The organism is Candidatus Synechococcus calcipolaris G9, from assembly GCF_029582805.1.
In the GTDB taxonomy this organism is placed as follows: domain Bacteria; phylum Cyanobacteriota; class Cyanobacteriia; order Thermosynechococcales; family Thermosynechococcaceae; genus Synechococcus_F; species Synechococcus_F calcipolaris.
In genome coordinates this window covers 180,550-199,400 of the sequence record NZ_JAKKUT010000005.1, presented here as the reverse complement: position 1 = coordinate 199,400, position 18,851 = coordinate 180,550, and the positions used below count along the sequence as shown (strand labels likewise).

The following is an 18,851-nucleotide window of genomic DNA, read 5'->3' as shown; positions in this document are numbered from 1 at the left end:
GAATGAGCCTATCTAGCTTGCTGTGCAGAATGTATTCGTTCAGACCACTAGGATCTGGCGAGTGCAGGATTAGCTTGCGGTTTTAGAAAACCAATCACCCATTCGATCCATCATCCAATACAGGATGAAGTTAATCAACTGCCGTCTTCGGTCCGATGGATGACCTAGGGGGTAGATATGAATAGGGGGATGTTTGCAACAAAGGCGATATTTTTCTCTCTTACTGCCTTAGTTGCCAGTTTATTACTCAGTAGTTCGACGATGCATATTGGTGCTACCGTTGTCCTCAATCAGTCTCCAGAACAAGCCTGTCAATCTCGTTATACACGCTGTGTTCGCCAAGCAGACAACAATGCGGCTACCCTTGCCACCTGTGCAGAAACACGAACCATTTGTTTAGCTAACTGTGAAAAATAAGTAAAATCACGGAGGGTTTATTCAGTTCAGAAAAGAGGAGATAGAACGGAGTCTTTTTTGAATGTTGAGACTCTATCCTACCTCCAGGCTTTCTTAGGTTGGCTTCCTTAGGTGATCAACCTAGGTTTCCATGGCCCCATTGAGTAAATTTTCAACTCGTTTGAAGTTAAAACCGATCGCCCGTAATGCATGCCAAAGATGGCCCTGCAAAAAGAAGAAGGCGAGAAAGAAATGGGCGTTGGCTAACCAAGCCCGGGGTGTATGCTGCCCTAGGGGTAAGTCAATGGTGTCGGCAAAGTAGGGACAAATACCGAGCTTAATTTCTAGGGGTGGGCCGTAAAACTCTACGGGGTAAGCCAAGGTATTGACGGCGCAGAAATAGGCGGCCACAAAACCCGCTAGGGCGATCCCACCCAAGGAGTAGGACAGAATGGCCTCACCGGAAAAGATCAAAACTTTCCGGGCCCAATTCAGGGGTGGAACTAAAATATGCCAAATTCCGCCTCCAATCAGTAGTAGGGCAACATAGATATGGCCACCCACCAAGTCCTCTAGGTTATCAATCCCAGCAAAGTGGGTTTGGTAGCCGTAAATAATAAAGGGATCCAGGGTGGGAGAGACGACCTGGCGAACCTCTTGAATTGTGGCATCATACAGACCTCCCCAGTACATTGCTTTCATGACGAGCAGGAGTGCGCCAATGCCTAAAAATAAGAGGTGATGACCAAGAATTAATCCCAATTGCTTGGGATCATTCCAGTCAAAGTGAAATTTGCGGGCCTGGCCCTTGGCTTCCCGCAGATCCTCTGGGGCGCGAAAGGCATGGAAAAGAGCACCGGCGGCTAATACGGCGGAGGCAATGAGATGGACAGCCCCAATGACAAAGTAGGGATAGGTGTCCACCACTTGACCTCCACTGCCAATTCCCCATCCTAGGGTGGCTAAATGGGGTAACAGAATTAAGCCCTGCTCTCCCATTGCCTGGTCGGGGTTGTACATAGAAATTTCGTAGAGGGTAAAGGCCCCGGCCCAAAAGGTTGTCAGGGCAGCTTGTCCCACATGGGCCGCAATAAATAACCCAGATTTACTGGCAAATCGGGCATTTCCTGCCCACCAGTCGTAGGTAACCTCTGATTCCCCATAGGTCTGTAAGGCTGCACTGGCCGGGGAGTTCAATTCCCCTGTTGCGATCGCCATAAGCTATCTCCTATCAATATTCAAGGATAAAGTCAGTAGCTTATTAAGAAAATAATTCAATAAGCTCGATGACAATCCTAGCATAGCTATTGAGATTTACTTGCAATAGGTTAGGGGAGATTTATTAAGTTTAATTTCTTTTTTTACTTAATTTAGGCGAATGTGTGGTTAATCCTTTTCTTGATTCCGCAAATTTCAGGGAAAATTAGCGATCGCTAGTTAGGGGGAAGCTTGGGAGCAGGTTTGCAGTAGTCAGAGGCGCTAGAAGGAGAAAGGGATAAAAATTATTCTCAATATCTAAACGATCAAGCAGGCTCAGGTAGGGACGATGACTTTAAGGCCACAACTCCATAAAAGGGGTCGGGTTCTGGAAACCAGGGTAAACGGAAACTAGCACCAGGGTTTTTATAAACTATCGGCTCTCTGAAGCCAGGTACGAGATTGATGTAATTTTGCACCAGTTGTAGGCGATCGCCATCCCTAGCCTCGCGCCAAATTTGAATGGCCTTCTGGAAAAACATTCGATTAGAAAAACTGACAATCACCACACCCCCTGGACATAAAACCCGCTGAATCTCCTTGAAAATGGCTTCGGGATACTGGAGATATTGCACAGAAACGGCAATGAGTACGGCATCAAAGGATTCATCTTCCAGGGGCAGTTCTAAGGTTTGGTTTAAATTTTGGACAAAATAATGATCAAGGCGGGGATTTTTGGCTAACTCTTCTTGATTAAGACCATGCCCACAAACCTGATCAAAGGTCATCTCTGCGGGCAAATGGGATACCCAGCTACTCATTAAATCTAAAACGCGCATTCCTGATCTCAGGTATTGGCGATAGAGTTGGGTTAACTGATCAATAAAACCCTGATCCACATGGGTGACAAATCGAGGCAGTTGATAGAACAGCGCATCATCGGTTTGATCAAGTTTGTGGCGATCGCTGGCGGACATTTTCATCGCAAGCTCCTAATTCTGAAACCCGATCCTTTGGGGTAGTAAAATGACAACTTTTCAACCCTCAGATTGTTGGGCATAGAACTGGGCGTAGCGGGATGTACCGTTATCCTGGTGCAAAAGATCCCAATGGCTACCGGATTCAATGACACGGCCCTGGTCAAGCACTAAAATGCGATCGGCGCGACGTACTGTGGCTAAACGGTGGGCAATCACAAAAACTGTTCGACCTTCTGTGGCCCTCTCTAGGGCTTCTTGTACGAGGGCTTCTGACTCGGAATCAAGGGCGGAGGTGGCTTCATCCAGGATTAAAATTCGTGGATTCAGGAGGATGGCCCGGGCGATGGCTAACCGCTGGCGTTGTCCCCCGGATAAATTTGCTCCCCGTTCCCCCACCCAGGTTTGGTAGCCGTCGGGAAAACCAAGAATAAAATCGTGGGCATTGGCAATTTTGGCCGCAGCGGCGATCGCCTCTAGGGGAATAGCTCTTTGGCCAAAGGCAATATTGTTGGCAATCGTGCCGGAAAATAAAATTGTTTCCTGGGGAACAATCCCAATCTGTTGACGCAGACTTTTCAGGGTAATGGTTTTAATATCAATGCCATCGATCAAGATTTGTCCAGCCTGGGGATCATAGAACCGAGGTAACAGATTCACCAGGGTAGATTTTCCCGCTCCAGAATGGCCGACAAGGGCAATCATCTCACCGGGGAGGGCCAAAACATTTAGGTGCTGTAAAACCGGCTGTTCGGACCTATAGGAAAAGGTGACATTGCGGTATTCCACTTTGCCACTGATGGGGGGAAGGGGTTGGGCATTGGGCTGTTCACGAATATTCGGTTGTAAATCAAACAGGCCAAACACTCGATCAACGGAAGCCTCTGCCTGCTTGAGTTCGTTATAGTCTGAGGTAATGGCATAGATGGGATTACTCAGGAGGGCAACCCCGGTAATAAAACTGAGAAATTCTGGCCCCGTCAGGTGTTCCTGGCCGATTTGCCACGCTCCTAAAATAAACAGACAAATGACACTGAGGGCTTCCAGAAACCCCACCACTGGATATTGAATTGCTTTTACCCGTTCGGTGGCATAACGGGCGCGACGATTATTTTCCGCCTCTTGGCGAAATCGCTCTACTTCATAATCTTCGGCGGCAAAGGCCTTGACGAGGCGAATGCCGCTAAAAACCTCCGTTAAAAGGGAAGACAAATCGGAAATACGGCTCTGGCTCAGGTGGGAAAACTTGAGCAACCGATTGCCAAAGGAGCCAATCAGCAGGGCCATCAAGGGGGCAATGATTAGGGTACCCAGGGTTAACTGCCAATTCAGATAGATCATGTAGATCAAAACGGTGATTAGAGTAAGTACCGCTGGGAAAAAACTATGGAAACTGCGGTTAATTACCTCACCAATGCGATCGATATCCTCGGTGATGCGATAGGTGAGATCCCCCGTAGCGGCGGTTTCAAAATAGTCCAGGCCGAGGCTTTGCAAATGACGATAGAGACGCTGACGAATATCTAAGACAATGCGTAGGGAAATATCCGCCATCAGCGCGTCTTGGCCAAATTGACTGAGTCCACGGCCCACAAACAACAGGGAGGAGGCCGCAGACCAGCGAATGAGGCGCGGTAAATCACCTTCGGCAATAAAGGTGGCGGCTTGGCCAATCAGGTAGGCGATCGCCGGCATCGTCAGTACAAAGCCTAGGGTGCAGATAAAGGCAAAGGTGAGTTTTTTGCCATGGGATAGGACGTAGGGAACCAGGGGGCGATAACTCAACCTCAGGGACATTAGCGATCCTGTTCCGCAGCTTCGAGTTCATGGCGGGTATCTTTTGTTAAATCAACGCTACGAAATGCTGAAGTATCCGGCAAGGCAATCTGGGTAAAGGGGGTTTCGTCTAGGGCAATGGTAATGTCATCCGTCAAGCAGTCCAATAAATGCCCCCCCACGCTGAGATCTTTACTAAGAAAATGCAGGTGAAACCCAGGGACATTCACCGTTTGCATATAGAGGGGAACCCAAAAACCTACCAGTGTTCCCCCAATATTATTGAATGTATAAATCGTGGCTTGGGCGGCGGCATCAATAAGGCGAGTGGGTTCGGTTTGGCGGCTGACGGTACGGGTTTTAATTTGCTTGAAGGTTCCCTCAATCCGAATGGCATAGAACATATTTTCGGAGGGGAGTAATCGACTCAAATGGTTCTGTAATTGATCGTAGGTGAGGGGATCTTGGCTTTTGGCGAAAATATCCTGATTCCAGACGGTTACGGTAGCAAAGGGAGTTTTAATCCCATCCTCCACCACATGGGCGGTACCATCACTGCGGAGTTGATAGACCTGGCCATCTAGTACCACCATCTCCCCATCTAAATCATTAAAGGTGCCCAGGCCAAAATCACCATGTTCCTTTAATTCCGCTACGGTTAAGTCACCCCGGTACACCCCCTCCACCAAGGCATTAATCGTCGAAGTTTGAAAGAGGGTTTCTTCCCCCACCTCTAGGTATTGGGAGAGGGCTTGCTCTAAAATTTCACTCAGACTTAGGCCGCTAGTCCGTTGATGAAGGTCAAGGGCGGTTTTCAGATGGGGGGCGATCGCGCAATGGAGAATATGATTCATGGGTGATGGTGGGGAAATAGAAATGGAATCGAATCAGAATCAGATCACTTAGCTAAAACTCAATGCAGCAAACATAACGGCCACAACGGACTCTAGTCAATGAGCGGCCCTTAGTCAATGAGTACGCCTCCCCGGACATGTTCCAGCTTAGCTAAGATTTTAGGTTTATAGTTTTCAAACTCGGTCTTGAGCAAGTTGCGACTAATGGCCGCAGTGGAGCTACTGGGCAAGTTTTTACTCGACTGTACCCAGTCCCGCAATAATTGCCGCTGAAATGTGGCGATCGTAATTGTCATCACATTAATACAGTGTTTAGAGTCTTCCAAAGAAAAGAATAGCAGCGGATAGTAGCCCGTGGCCGCCAATAACATGCACAGGTCTTGATTGCGGGCTTGCTTCATATCTAAGTAGCAGGGCAACCAACGGGGCCCCTGCTGGGGATCATAAATGGTGGTGATCCAGAGAATCATCGGGTGGGGGGACATGGTAAACAAAAACTGGTTGTAGCGGGTATTTAACATCCGGCGATCAATTTCGTTGCGGGGCAACATCACCCATACCGATGCGGAGGATTCCCGTTGGGCATGAATGGCTTGGGGAAAAACAATTTCCGCTAGGGGTTTATCCTTTGGCCATGTGGCTTGCCAACAGGCCTCTTCGACGGATTGCAGGGCAACTTGCGGCTGGGGTGGCTCGTCCGTGTCGGAGTCGAGGGGCGGTAGATCAATGCCGGGTTGGGTAATCCGGCCCGTGCCATAGCGTTCTTCAATGGGAATTAAGGCCTTGAGAATATCCGCCATGGTTTGGGGCCGTTCCACCGGGGATTTGGCCAGGCAGTCCATCACCAGGGTTTCTAATTCTTTCGGCAGGTTTAAACCCGGACTCGCCACATGGAAGGGAATCGGCTGCTGAAAGTGATGGGCCTTAAACCAACTGCCAATGGAATGGGTTTCCGCTTGTAGGGGCATCTTCCCCGTGAGTAGCTCATACATCGTGATGCCCAAGCTATAAATATCGGAGCGATGATCCAAGTCCCGCCCTTCGATTTGTTCGGGAGAGCAGTAGGCAAGGGTTCCCATAAAGGATGAGGTTTGATTATCGTCGGGGCGATCGCTGAGAAATTTGGCAATCCCAAAATCTAAAACTTTGCCCAATTCCCCTAGGGCCGGATCCGTTACCACCAAAACATTACTGGGTTTAATATCCCGATGAATAATGGGACAATTTTGGCCCTCAATCATGATCCCCTCATGGGCAACCTGAAGGCCCAAACACATGTGGCGAGCAAGGCGCAGGAAACGGGCTAGGGGCAAGGGTTCCTCTAGGAGTAAATCACTCAGGTTTTCTCCCTGTAAGTACTCCATCACGTAGAAAGGCACATCTTCAGGATTAACGCCGTAGTCAATGACACGGACAACATGGATACTTTTTTGACCCAACAGGGCTCCTGCCCGAGCTTCCTGGGCAAAACGCACCTTCATTCGCTCATTCATTAGGGCTTGGGCTAAAAATTTCACCGCAACGGGAACCCCCCCCAGGAGAACATCCTCCGCCCGATAGACTCGCCCCATGGAGCCTTTGCCGATCAATTCTGCTAGGCGATAGCGATTCATTAATGTCTGACCAACATTTGTATCGTTGTGGCTATCGTGCATGGCTTATCCCCAGCTTTGATGATTGACCCATGAGCATCCTCTTGTATTTATGCTAACGGTATCTGGCTTATTCCTAGTGATTCGATGGCAAATTTTCGGGGTTATGATTTTCTAAACTGGGACAACTCACTGGGGAGTTAAGCCGTAGAATATTTTACTTTATCCATAGTGTTTATTTCTCCTTTGTAAAATAGATTTTATCAATGGGGATTAACTGTAGGTCAGGTAATTTTCAATTTCCACTAAACTATGGCAGTAAGGTTTTCCCAGAATCTGCTTGGTTTAGATCACTTACAGACAAAAATAGGCAATGGGAATGGGGCGATCGCCCCTGGTTTTCCCTATCCCTGAAACCTAGGAGCCGTAGTAAAAAGAGGCGAAATATCTGTTTATTTTTTAGATAATGGCTCTGACCTCTTGATTTTGCTGTTGCTGAGCATTTATGATTTCCCTGTAGTTTCCTGGTGTACTCTCCTATTTCGATCGCACATCTTAACCTGCTGTTATATCCTTGAGCCTTTTTATATTCTCTGGTTTATTCGCTAGTGGTAGTGCGGTTTCCTGGTCATAGGAGAGTGTTGGTTCATCTGTTGACTACTTAAACCCTATTGGGATGGTTTGCTATGAAATTAGACGATATCTATAGCTTTTTCCGTCAGCCACCGCCCGTTTATCTCAGCAAAGAGGTCGCTGTCTGCTACGTCCTCCATACCCTGGTTGCCAAGGGAGACTCCTATGGCACGGCTCTGATTCAGTCCATTGAGTCCGACTATCCCTTCTATCGCCTTTCCGATACGGTGCTCTACAGTGCCCTGAAATTCCTAGAAGACGAACAAATCATCAGTGGCTACTGGAAAAAAGTTGAAGGTCGGGGTCGGCCGCGTCGTATGTACCATGTGGTAGAGGCCAAAGAAGAACAGGCCGAAAGCTTGGCAAAACTATGGCTGGATTATCTTCAGGACGAAAGTACCTTTGAAAAATCCCCCTCAGCCCGGGCAAAACACGCCGAAGAAGCCTAATGTCTACGCCCTAATGCCTGACTAAGCCTTCATACCTGATTAAGGTTGCGATGTGAGTTGGTGGAGGCGATCGCGCACGGCCTGCATATCTTGCCAGGTCAACCACTTTGGACTTCCCGGTTGCCGTGATGCATTACGGAGAAGATACGCTGGGTGCAAAATGGGCATACACAGCCGTCCATTCCACTCCAGCCATTTTCCCCGCAGTTTTGTGATGCCTTGTTTCTCGTTCAAGAGTCCCCGCACTGCCGTTGCCCCTGCTAAAAGAATAATTTTTGGATCCACAAGGCGAATTTGCTCCAACAGATAGGGTAAACAGGCCGCTGATTCTTCGGGGGTGGGGACACGGTTGCCCGGTGGCCGGCATTTCACGATATTGCAAATGTAAACGTCGCGATCGCGATCTAAATTTACCGATGCCAAGATTTTATCCAAGAGTTGGCCCGCCTTACCCACAAAGGGTAGCCCCGTTTCATCCTCCATTTGCCCGGGCCCCTCGCCAATAATCATCAGCCTTGCCTGGGGATTCCCCCGACTCACCACCACATGGGTACGGGTTGCTCCCAAGTCACACCGCTGGCAAACCTGACAATGCTCCCCTAACGCTTCCAAGTTTTCGTAGGTTCCCGGGGGAATAGAAATACTGCTTGAAGAGGGAATTTTATCGTAGTCTTCAGGGGCGATTTTATCATCAGGGGACAACTTGACCGCTTCCCCCTCAGAAATATTCGGGGCAACGTCGGATGCCAAGGGCGATATTTCCTCAAAGAGACTAAATTGCTGCGGTTCATTCATAAATGCAAGATTCCGTCGGGGATAACTTAAACAAACTTAACCAAATTTATAAAAAATTTAATATTTTTGGCTCCCATTAGTGGCGATCGCCGGAAAAATATTTTCATTTCTTCAGTTGTTTTACGAATTAATAACTTCCAATAAACACGATTCCCACGGCATTGTATAAGAAATACCTGAAGGGTCTCACACTCACAGATGTCATCCTCGCTACCAAGTGGAGTACCGATATCGTTAAATCGTGTTTTCCCTTCCCGGCTGTTTATACAGCTTGGTTTTATTAGAAACTTGCAAACGAAGTTCTGACTTCTTTAATTAAGGAGAATTGATCCATGCTAGATGCATTTGCCAAAGTTGTGGCTCAGGCCGATGCCCGGGGTGAATTTCTCACCAGTGCCCAATTCGATGCCTTGTCCGGCTTGGTAAAAGAAGGCAGCAAGCGGTTGGATGTCGTCAACCGGATCACCAGCAATGCCTCGACCATCGTTGCCAATGCAGCCCGTGCGTTGTTTGCTGAGCAACCCCAGTTGATCCAACCCGGTGGAAATGCCTACACCAACCGTCGTATGGCTGCTTGCCTGCGCGACATGGAAATCATCTTACGCTATGTCACCTACGCCACCTTGGCCGGCGACTCCAGTGTCCTAGATGATCGCTGCTTGAATGGTCTGCGGGAAACCTACCAAGCCCTGGGAACCCCTGGTTCTTCCGTGGCTGTTGGCGTTCAAAAAATGAAAGATGCTGCTATCGCCATTGCTAACGATCCCAATGGCATTACCCCTGGGGATTGCAGTGCCTTGGTTTCCGAAGTGGCTGGCTACTTCGATCGCGCTGCTGCTGCTGTTGCCTAAGCTATCGTTAGCTCATTCCAACGTCACATTGACCGCATTGTAAAACGCAAACTATAGGGAGACATCTCAAAACTATGAAGACCCCGATTACTGAAGCCATCGCTGCTGCCGATACCCAAGGCCGTTTCCTAAGCAACACTGAGCTACAAGCTGCTGACGGTCGCTTCAAGCGGGCCACAGCAAGTTTAGAAGCTGCCCGTGCCCTAACCAGCAACGCCCAAGGCTTAATTGATGGGGCTGCCCAAGCAGTGTACCAAAAGTTCCCTTACACCACCTCAACCCAAGGTTCTCAGTACGCTTCTACCCCCGAAGGGAAAGCCAAGTGTGCCCGTGACATCGGCTACTACCTGCGGATTATCACCTACTCCTTAGTTGCTGGTGGTACCGGTCCTTTGGATGAGTTCTTAGTGGCTGGTTTGGCCGAGATCAACAGCACCTTTGATCTTGCCCCTAGCTGGTATGTTGAAGCTCTGAAGAACATCAAAGCTAGCCATGGTCTCAGCGGCCAAGCAGCCGTGGAAGCCAACGCTTACATCGACTACGCTATCAATGCCCTGAGCTAGTAGTAGCGTTTGATGAGGCCCGGTGAGGTAAGCAGAAGTCGGTTATGGCTGACGCTTTGTTTACAGCACCGGGCTTGTTTATACCCACCTTTGATGTCATAGGAGTTTTGTACCGTGGCTATAACTACCGCCGCCTCTCGCCTGGGTACCTCCGCCTTCAGTGATGCCCCCCGCGTAGAACTACGCCCCAACTGGAGTGATGAGGATGCTACAACGGTAATCAATGCCGTTTATCGCCAGGTTTTGGGCAATGATTATCTGATGAAATCGGAACGGCTCACCAGTGCCGAGTCCCTTTTACGGAATGGCAAAATTACGGTAAGGGAATTTGTCCGTGCCGTTGCCAAATCCGAACTTTATAAAGTCAAGTTTTTCTACGGCAATTTTCAAACCCGTGTAATCGAACTCAATTACAAACATCTTTTGGGGCGGGCCCCCTACGACGAGTCTGAGGTCACTTTTCATCTCAACCTTTATGAAAATGAAGGGTTTGATGCCGACATTGACTCTTACATTGATTCCCAGGAATATACCGATGCCTTTGGGGATTCCGTTGTTCCTCACTATCGGGATTTTGAATTCCATACGGGCCAAATTAGCCTCGGCTTTAGTCGTATGTTCCGGCTTTATCGGGGCTATGCCAATAGCGATCGCGCCCAGTCCGAAGGCACCATGTCTCGCCTCGCCCGGGATTTGGCCACCAATACGCCATCCACCGTGGTTGCTCCCTCCAGTAGCGATGGTAGCTGGTCCCACTATGCTGCCAGTTCCGATACGCCGCCTCGGGCCTGCCTAGGTGGTTCCTACGGTAAAAGTGGTCGTGTGTACCGCATTGAAGTCTCAGGAATCCGCCAGCCGGGATACCCTAGTGTTCGCCGCAGTAGCAATGCGTTCCTAGTCCCCTATGAGCAACTGTTGAGCAAAATGCAGCAGTTAAAGGGTCTAGGTGCTCGGATTATCAGTATTAACCCGGCTTAAGGGATTAGTTTGCTTAGTTCTTTCGGAGGCAGTATCCATGTTTGGTCAAACGACATCGGGCAGCACCGCCAATAGTCCTTCTGGCGGTCGGGTCTTCCGCTATGAAGTCTCTGGCCTACGTCAAAATGATGAAACGGACAAAATGGGTTATCCCATTCGTCGGAGTGGCAGTACATTTATCACGGTAGCCTACAGCCGGATGAATGAGGAAATGCAACGGATTAATCGCATGGGCGGCAAAATCCTGAGTATTACTGCGTTATCCGCTGATAGTTAATTGAGGATGATTCACAGTTCATGACAGCCCTTGCCTCTGCTGATGTCACCCTAACCATGGCCGCAATGACGGCACAATTGAGTCACGAGGATACCAGTCTTCGTTACTATGCCGCTTGGTGGCTGGGTAAATTTGGCTCTGATGGCACACCATCGGAGCGGGGGGACGCAGTTGGGGCATTAATTGCTGCCCTAGGGGATGAATCCGATCGCACGGCGTTGGGAGGCTATCCTCTGCGGCGGAATGCGGCCCGGGCCCTCGGTAAGCTCGGAGATCTCCGGGCCGTAGAGCCATTGATTCATTGTCTAGACTGTGAGGATTATTACGTTCGGGAAGCGGCGGCCCAGTCCCTCGGTAAGTTGGCTGATCCCCAAGGGATTACTCCCCTGTTGGAATTATTGGCCGGCGGCATTGAGGTGGCCCAGTTTGTTCCCGGTCGTCCCCATCTGGTACAACCCTACGAAGCCATCATTGAAAGTCTGGGGCAATTGGGCGCTCGTCAGGCGATCGCAGATATTGAGCCGTTCCTCGGCCATGACTGTGAACGCATTGAGTTTGCTGCGGCCCGGGCCCTGTATCAGTTGACGGGAAATGACTCCTACGGTGAGCGATTGCTGCCGGCCCTAAGGGCAGAGGATGTGCAATTACGGCGCAGTGCCCTCTTGGATTTAGGGGCCATGGGCTATGTTCCAGGGGCCGAGGCGATCGCCCAAGCTCCGGTGGAAAATAGCTTTAAGCTCATTGCCCTGCGGGGATTAGTTCAAACCGCGATCGCCCAGTCTGGGGAGATCACCCCACGGGTGACCACCCTATTTACCTTGATGGATGGGTTGTTATAAAAATGACAACAGCAGCGACAACGGTAGCAGCGGCGATAACGGCGGTTGATCAAGCAGATTCCCCTGAGTCTTTAAGCAGTGCCGTCAAGGCCCTAGCGGACTTAGTTTATCCTGAGTCCATACCCACCTTAATTAGGGTTCTCGGGTATAATAATCCGGGGGCTGCCCTAGCGGCGGTTCAGGGTTTAATTAACCTAGGGGATTGTGCCGTTGCCCCAGTCCTAGCAGCCTTAGATGAGTATAACTATGGGGCCCGGGCCTATAGCATTCGTGTCCTAGGGGCGATCGGTCATCCCCAGTCCTTAGATTTACTTCTGCAAGCGGCCCTCACAGATTTTGCCCCCAGTGTTCGCCGGGCTGCCATTAAGGGCTTGGGCCACCTTCGCTGGCAAGAACTGAGCGATCGGGAAGCCGTTGCCGCCCAAACCCAAGTGTTGAACGCCTTCAGCCAACTGATTCAAGAATCGGATTGGTCTTTGCGCTATGCCGTTGTCGTAGCACTTGCTGAACTGCTTGTTTTTACGATGAATGGATCGACGGTGAGCGGGCCTCTTGCCGCCGAGATACTGGCCCGATTAAAGCAGATCAGTCAAGCCGATGTGGATATTGCGGTGCGGGCCCGGGCCCAATTAGCCCTACAACCTTTTCAAGCTGTTTCCCCTGTGTCCATGCGTCCCCTATAGAGGATTGGTATCCTATGTCTTTGCCCTTGTTGGGTGTTAAACCCAAAACTCTGGATCAACGAGTCACTAGTTTTGAAGTCCCCGCCGATGATGACCCCGTCATTTATCGCTTAACCGATGCCACAGATAATGCGGCGATCGATGCTTTGATCTGGGCGGCCTATCGCCAGATTTTTAGTGAGCATTTGATTATCGAGAGTTATCGCCAGCGGTTTTTAGAGTCTCAACTACGAAACCGAGCCATTTCCGTCCAGGATTTCATTCGCGGTCTGGGAACATCAGAGGTTTATCGCCAGCAAGTCGCCGATACAAACTCAAACTATCGCTTAGTGGATATTTCCTTTAAGCGTTTCCTGGGTCGCCCCACCTACAACAAAGATGAACAAATTGCCTGGTCTATTATTCTGGCAACGAAGGGTCTCCAGGGCTTTATTGATGCCCTGATTGAAAGTGATGAATACCAGAGCAATTTTGGTGCGGATATTGTGCCCTACCAACGGCGGCGGCGGATGAGTCGTCCTTACAACTTGGTGAATCCCCGCTATGGTGACTACTGGCGCAACCAGGAAATGGCCATGTCTGGCCGCTCTTACTATCAGGTGCGCTACTATTCCTCTGGCCCCTTAGATAAACAAGTGATTCGCGGGGCAATTCCGGCGAATTTCCTATCCTTAGCCCGCAGTGTCTTGGTTCCGACCATTGACAGTCAGCGTCATGTGGCCCGGGCTACCTCTAGTTTAGTGAAAGTGCCCGATAGCACCTGCGATCGCGATCTATCCCCAACCCCGATCAAAGCTACTGGAGTTGCCCTTCCTTACCGTTATTTGCCCACCCAGCCCAAGGTGTAATCCTATGTCCATTCCTCTCCTTGACTATAGCCCCAGTTCCCAAAATCAACGGGTTGCGGGTTATGATGTCGGCACCGAAGAAACGCCTCGCCTCTATCGCCTAGAGGATTGCCCCGATCTTGGCAGTATTGATGAATTAATCTGGGCAGCCTATCGGCAAGTCTTTAGTGAGCATGTCTTACTTCAGACGAGCCGCCAACCCCATCTTGAATCCCAGCTACGCAATCGAGCCATTTCCGTGCGGGATTTTGTACGTGGCTTGGCCAAGTCTGAGACCTTTCGCCGTTTAGTGGTGGAAACAAACTCAAACTATCGCATTGTGGAGCTATCCCTAAAACGGCTGCTGGGCCGCGCTCCCTACGGTAAAGATGAGGAACTGGCTTGGTCGATTCAGATTGCCACTGAGGGCTGGCAGGGATTTGTCGATACTCTCATTGACAGCGACGAATACAGCCAAAACTTTGGGGATAGCACCGTCCCCTACCAACGGCGACGCTATAAAGATCGGCCGTTTAATTTAGTCACACCGCGCTATGGGGCCTACTGGCGCGATAAGTTAGAAGACAGCCGGTACAAATGGGGAGACATTAATAATTTTCTCGCCATGGCCCGCACGGTTACTATCGTTCCCGTTCCCTTCACCTCTGTGCAGACGGACTCTATCCAGATTCCTGATACGAGCCGAGCCGAGGGTAGTGCAGTGCCTGCGTCCATTAACCCGACAGCGGCCTTTCCGTTGATCTAGGTTGAGCTTTTGTTCATTTAGCAATTTGATTTTGGGAGATGCCAATGGATTTGCCCTTGTTAGCCTATAAACCGACCAGTCAAAACCACCGTGTGGTTAGTTTTGGTACGGCTGACTTAAATGAAGATACCCCCTATATCTATCGAATTGAGGATGCGGCTTCCCCTGGTGAAATTCGCTCGATTATTTGGGCCAGTTACCGTCAGGTGTTTAGTGAGCATGCTACGATTCAGTTCAATCGTCAGATTACCCTAGAGACCCGGTTTGCTAATCGCTCCCTAACGGTGCGTGACTTTATTCGGGAATTGGCAAAATCGGAGCGGTTCTATAATACCGTGGTTGCTGTCAACGACAACTATCGACTGGTGGATATCTGCCTGCGTCGCTTCTTGGGGCGGAGTGCATACAATGAAGCGGAGAAAATTGCCTGGTCGATTAAAATTGGTACCCTTGGTTTTGCTGGGTTTATTGATGCTCTGATCGATAGTGATGAGTATACCCAAGCCTTTGGGGATTTCACCGTACCTTACCAGCGGAAGCGGATGGAGAGCCGTCCCTTTAACCTGGTAACGCCCCGCTATGGCTATGAGTATCGGGATAAAGTGGGTACAACAACCACCGACTGGCGATTTACGGTGGAGAAATTCTACAGTCGCAAATTCCAGGAACGGCAATTGGCCGAGGGAGATCCACGGAAATATCGGGACTTGGCCGCGGCGATCGCCCCCAAGACTCGCTATGCCCAGCAACTACGGGCTTCCGATCTGGATTATCTCAGCAAGGTACCCCGTCGCTAAACCTAAGGCTCATTCATCTTTTCTAATTTTAGAGAATTAGAATTTCACCAATTCAATAATTCAAGCTGGCCATCCTAGAGCTTCTAGGGGGCCAGTTTTTGTAAGGATTAAGGGACGTTTAGGTAGCAACGACTGAGCAGAGTTTTGCTAGGGCTTGGGCAATAATGTCCTGGGGAACTTGGTCAGTGATTTCAGCTTGACCAATTCCTTTGGGTAAAACGAAACGAATTTGCCCCCCTTGAACTTTCTTGTCACTACTTAAGAGGGTCATAATATCTGAGTGATCTAGCTTGGCGGAAATGGATGTCGGTAATTTAGCTTTTTGAATTAATTGTAACTGGGCTGCTTCCTCTGCTTCTGACCAGTAGCCTAACGCCGTGGCGATCGCCCCTGCCCCAATCATTCCCAAGGCAACAGCTTCGCCATGGTTAAAGAGGCGATAGTTGCCAATACTTTCTAGGGCATGGCCCAGGGTGTGACCATAATTTAAGATTGCCCGTAACCCCGCTTCCCGCTCATCCTTGGTGACAACATCCACCTTCGCCTGACAGGAACGTTCTAAAATTTCTAGTAATTGCTCAGGGGAAATATAGCGATGATCATCTAATCGGGGTAACGCTTCTAGTTGGCTAAATAACTGTGGATCCCAAATCACCCCATATTTGATCACTTCGGCGATCGCCGCCCGAAATTCTCGCCGAGGTAAGGTTTTCAGGACATCGGGATCAATGAGAACTAGACGCGGTTGGTGAAATGCACCAATTAAATTTTTGCCCTGAGGATGGTTAACCCCCGTTTTGCCGCCAATGGAGGCATCGACCATGGCCAGTAAACTAGTGGGAATTTGAACAACATTGATACCCCGGAGCCAAGTTGCCGCCGCAAAACCCGTCATATCCCCAATCACTCCACCACCAAGGGCAATAAGGGTTGATCGCCGCTCTAGGCGATGGGCTAAAGCCGCATCATAGATTTTTTGCAATGTTTTCAGGGTCTTATACCGTTCCCCCGCTGGCAAGACACAATGGGCACTCTTAAATCCTGCTTTTTTTAAGGCTAATTGAATATCCTGACCATAAAGTTGCCAAATTTTCGGGTTGGAAACAATTAATAGGGGCACATCAGAAGCAATGTTAGATAATTTTTCTAAGTATGAACCAACCTGATAACGCCCACCGGCTGCTATCACCACTTCGTAGGATTGGCTGGGTAATTTAACGGGAATAACGACCATCTAGGGAAGCTTGGCTAAGAGAGGGCGTTGTTCACTTTCTGTATTGTATTGGCGATACAGCCGATTCATACCGGTTGCATTACAGCGGTTTACAACTAAGCCTAATAATTTACCCCGTAGACTAGTGCGGTAATCTTGAATTGCCTGTTGCAAGTAATCCCGTTTTGTCCGTCCCATATTCACAACTAATAGGGCACTATCGACACGAGTTGTAATCAGTTTTGCATCAGCAAATAAAACCAAGGGTGGCGTATCAAAAATCACCAGATCAAACACATCTTTGCTAACGGCAAGAAGGTCTGCCATGGACTCCGATGTTAGCAAACCAATGGCATCCGGTCGCGGTGATCCAGCCGTTAGAACCACTAGATTGGACAGACTATAGCCGAGGGATTCCTCCAAGGCTGATTTAGTCCACAGGTGATCTGCTCCTAAGATATCGGACAAACCCACTTGATTGGGTAGGCCTAATTCACGGTGAATTCCTGGCCGGCGCAGGTCAGCATCCACCAGTAACACTTTTTTGCCCATGGCCGCCGCCGCAAGGGCAAGATTTGTGGCGATCGTTGTCCGCCCATCCTTGCTCGCTGGGGAAGTAATGGCCATTGTTTTGCCACTGTCAAGAAGTTGGAGATTACTCAACAATGCGTTAAAGCTTTCATCAAAAAGGGCCCTCTGCCCCACCGATGCCAGGGAATGATTTAAGCCCCAAAAGGAGACTGAGGGAGTGGGACTGGAAAATTGCTGGAATTTAGACTGAATGGAACTCCGATGCTTGGGAATGATACCCAGAATCGGTAACTTTACTTTTTCCTTTAACTGCTCTAGGGAAACATAGGAGCTATTTAGGGCATCTACTATATAGGCCGCCGCAATGCCCACAATGACACTGGCGATCGCCGCAAAAAGCAAAACCCGTGAAAAGGGGCGAACGGGGTAAACCCTTGCCTCACTAATATCCGTCAATAACTGCCAGGAAAAATCATTTTGGGCGAGCTGCATTTGCAAGGCTTGCCGAGATTGCAATAATAACCCTAAAGATTCAATCCCCGTTTTTAATCGCAACTCAATTTGGTTGTAGTCTTTAACTAAATCTGCAAAGCGACGAATTTCCGATAGAACCTGCTCCTCCGCCTGGGCGAGAATTTGATCCGTGCGCCGCAGCGCGTCGTATTCAATCGCTGCCTCAATATATTGTCCAATAATTCCAGCAGAAGTTGGGCTTTGATACCCTAGATTTTCAGGGAATTGTACCAGATCGGCATTGGCCCCCGCCACATTTTGGGCCTCAGCTTTTACTTGTTCGAGCATTACTCGGCGCTGCTCCTGCAACGCTTGCACAATCGGCGTATCTTCCCGGAATCGTCCTAACTGCTCCGCCAAATCCCGCTCTACTTTTTGAAGTTCTTCCAGTCGAGTTGCATAAGACTTTGAAGCACTTAAATTTGTAGCAACCAGGGCCTCTTGGGGAGTCATCTGCAACTGAGCTTGAATATTTTGATAGGTTGCTAGGGCTGCTTCAGCGGCGGCACGATTTTGCTGCCGGGCTTGAGTTAACTCATCTAGTTGGGCACTCAGGGCAGTGGCCTGCTCTGCCGGAAGATAGATTTCATTTCCAGTGCGAAATTGGGCCATGTCCGCTTCATAGCCATCTAAATTACTAATTTGTCGACTGATTTCAGCATTAATAAAGCGGAGATTTTCTTCGATTTGATTTTGACGTTCGTCCTCACTATAGTTAATAAAGCCCTGGGCAAGCTGCTCTAAAACGTAGGCTACTTGTTCTCGATTCGTGGCTCTATAGCTAACATTAACGAGTTTTGTCGGTAAATTTCCATTTAAGACATTCGTCACTTTCATATTGGACAGCAACGAACCTGTAGTGACGTTAGGATACTGTTCCTCAATTTTTTCAGCGACTGGGTCTAAAACGGAGTCACTGGCTAAAACTTGGATTTGGGAGCCAATATCCCGTCCTTGACTGGGAACCAACAGACCCGGCACAGATTGCAGTCGCGATAACACTTGGGCCGTTGTGCCCGCCCCCGCAGCCCCCCCACCCCCCTGGGCGATCGGTTCAATTAATAGGCGAAATTCCCCTTGATAGATTCGGGGATTCACCAGATAGGAAACCACCATGAAAGCAGCCGTTGCCCCCGCCGCACCAAAAAGAACAAACCAACGACGTTTAAGAAGATCAAAAAACTTTGCAAGATCACTTTTGGATTCATCAATGTCAGGATCAATCCTCTCGATATCTTCTAAAGAATAGCCATTCTGATTACTGTTTTGAATATTTGAATTTATATCCATAGCAGGGCGTTGATTTTCTGAGGATATTGGCTGAGCATTTGACACCAGAAGACT

18 protein-coding genes and 1 pseudogene are annotated in these 18,851 nt (G+C 49.2%); 11 read left to right on the top strand and 8 right to left on the bottom strand.

Annotated elements, in window-relative coordinates; genetic code table 11:
- The first annotated feature begins 189 nt into the window (after positions 1 to 189).
- Positions 190 to 417, top strand: a complete 228-nt coding sequence (locus tag L3556_RS13380; RefSeq protein WP_277867834.1) for a hypothetical protein — start codon at positions 190 to 192, stop codon at positions 415 to 417.
- A 120-nt stretch (positions 418 to 537) separates the two neighbouring features.
- Here L3556_RS13380 and L3556_RS13375 read toward each other — a convergent pair whose 3' ends face one another.
- From L3556_RS13375 to L3556_RS13355, 5 genes are all read right to left on the bottom strand, one after another.
- Positions 538 to 1,614 (bottom strand): chlorophyll a/b binding light-harvesting protein, encoded by a 1,077-nt coding sequence (locus L3556_RS13375; RefSeq protein ID WP_277867833.1) that lies wholly within the window; start codon positions 1,612 to 1,614, stop codon positions 538 to 540.
- Positions 1,615 to 1,919: 305 nt separating this feature from the next.
- A complete protein-coding gene (locus L3556_RS13370; RefSeq protein WP_277867832.1) occupies positions 1,920 to 2,576 on the bottom strand; it encodes a class I SAM-dependent methyltransferase in 657 nt (218 codons plus the stop codon).
- A 54-nt stretch (positions 2,577 to 2,630) separates the two neighbouring features.
- Complete coding sequence (locus L3556_RS13365; protein ID WP_277867831.1) at positions 2,631 to 4,367, bottom strand: ABC transporter ATP-binding protein; 1,737 nt, start codon at positions 4,365 to 4,367, stop codon at positions 2,631 to 2,633.
- Positions 4,367 to 5,200 (bottom strand): acetolactate decarboxylase, encoded by an 834-nt coding sequence (budA, locus tag L3556_RS13360; RefSeq protein WP_277867830.1) that lies wholly within the window; start codon positions 5,198 to 5,200, stop codon positions 4,367 to 4,369. Before budA ends, L3556_RS13365 begins: the two co-directional genes overlap by 1 nt.
- Positions 5,201 to 5,310: 110 nt before the next feature.
- Positions 5,311 to 6,855, bottom strand: coding sequence for a serine/threonine protein kinase (locus L3556_RS13355; RefSeq protein ID WP_277867829.1), 1,545 nt, complete (start codon positions 6,853 to 6,855; stop codon positions 5,311 to 5,313).
- 623 nt (positions 6,856 to 7,478) lie between these two features.
- Between L3556_RS13355 and L3556_RS13350 the strand changes: the two genes are divergently transcribed.
- The gene (locus L3556_RS13350; protein WP_277867828.1) at positions 7,479 to 7,874 is read left to right on the top strand and encodes a PadR family transcriptional regulator; all 396 of its coding nucleotides are present in this window, start codon (positions 7,479 to 7,481) and stop codon (positions 7,872 to 7,874) included.
- Positions 7,875 to 7,913: 39 nt separating this feature from the next.
- Here the strand turns inward: L3556_RS13350 and L3556_RS13345 are convergent, their stop codons facing one another.
- Positions 7,914 to 8,669 (bottom strand): uracil-DNA glycosylase, encoded by a 756-nt coding sequence (locus L3556_RS13345; protein ID WP_277867827.1) that lies wholly within the window; start codon positions 8,667 to 8,669, stop codon positions 7,914 to 7,916.
- A gap of 332 nt (positions 8,670 to 9,001) precedes the next feature.
- Between L3556_RS13345 and L3556_RS13340 the strand changes: the two genes are divergently transcribed.
- From L3556_RS13340 to L3556_RS13300, 9 genes and pseudogenes are all read left to right on the top strand, one after another.
- Positions 9,002 to 9,520, top strand: a complete 519-nt coding sequence (locus tag L3556_RS13340) for a phycocyanin subunit beta (RefSeq protein ID WP_277867826.1) — start codon at positions 9,002 to 9,004, stop codon at positions 9,518 to 9,520.
- A 74-nt stretch (positions 9,521 to 9,594) separates the two neighbouring features.
- Positions 9,595 to 10,083 (top strand): phycocyanin subunit alpha, encoded by a 489-nt coding sequence (gene cpcA / locus L3556_RS13335; RefSeq protein ID WP_277867825.1) that lies wholly within the window; start codon positions 9,595 to 9,597, stop codon positions 10,081 to 10,083.
- Positions 10,084 to 10,197: 114 nt separating this feature from the next.
- Positions 10,198 to 11,061, top strand: a complete 864-nt coding sequence (locus L3556_RS13330; RefSeq protein ID WP_277867824.1) for a phycobilisome linker polypeptide — start codon at positions 10,198 to 10,200, stop codon at positions 11,059 to 11,061.
- Positions 11,062 to 11,098: 37 nt separating this feature from the next.
- Positions 11,099 to 11,335, top strand: a pseudogene (locus L3556_RS13325) (phycobilisome linker polypeptide); the annotation flags it as partial.
- Positions 11,336 to 11,358: 23 nt separating this feature from the next.
- Positions 11,359 to 12,177, top strand: coding sequence for a HEAT repeat domain-containing protein (locus L3556_RS13320; RefSeq protein ID WP_277867822.1), 819 nt, complete (start codon positions 11,359 to 11,361; stop codon positions 12,175 to 12,177).
- A 2-nt stretch (positions 12,178 to 12,179) separates the two neighbouring features.
- Entirely contained in the window at positions 12,180 to 12,860 is a 681-nt protein-coding gene (locus L3556_RS13315; protein WP_277867821.1) for a HEAT repeat domain-containing protein, read from the top strand.
- A gap of 14 nt (positions 12,861 to 12,874) precedes the next feature.
- Complete coding sequence (locus L3556_RS13310) at positions 12,875 to 13,708, top strand: phycobilisome rod-core linker polypeptide (RefSeq protein ID WP_277867820.1); 834 nt, start codon at positions 12,875 to 12,877, stop codon at positions 13,706 to 13,708.
- A 4-nt stretch (positions 13,709 to 13,712) separates the two neighbouring features.
- Positions 13,713 to 14,453, top strand: a complete 741-nt coding sequence (locus L3556_RS13305; protein WP_277867819.1) for a phycobilisome rod-core linker polypeptide — start codon at positions 13,713 to 13,715, stop codon at positions 14,451 to 14,453.
- Positions 14,454 to 14,497: 44 nt separating this feature from the next.
- Positions 14,498 to 15,250, top strand: a complete 753-nt coding sequence (locus L3556_RS13300) for a phycobilisome rod-core linker polypeptide (RefSeq protein WP_277867818.1) — start codon at positions 14,498 to 14,500, stop codon at positions 15,248 to 15,250.
- Positions 15,251 to 15,368: 118 nt separating this feature from the next.
- Here L3556_RS13300 and aroB read toward each other — a convergent pair whose 3' ends face one another.
- Positions 15,369 to 16,484, bottom strand: a complete 1,116-nt coding sequence (gene aroB / locus L3556_RS13295) for a 3-dehydroquinate synthase (RefSeq protein WP_277867817.1) — start codon at positions 16,482 to 16,484, stop codon at positions 15,369 to 15,371.
- Positions 16,485 to 18,842 (bottom strand): GumC family protein, encoded by a 2,358-nt coding sequence (locus tag L3556_RS13290; protein WP_277867816.1) that lies wholly within the window; start codon positions 18,840 to 18,842, stop codon positions 16,485 to 16,487.
- Between the last annotated feature and the right edge of the window lie 9 nt (positions 18,843 to 18,851).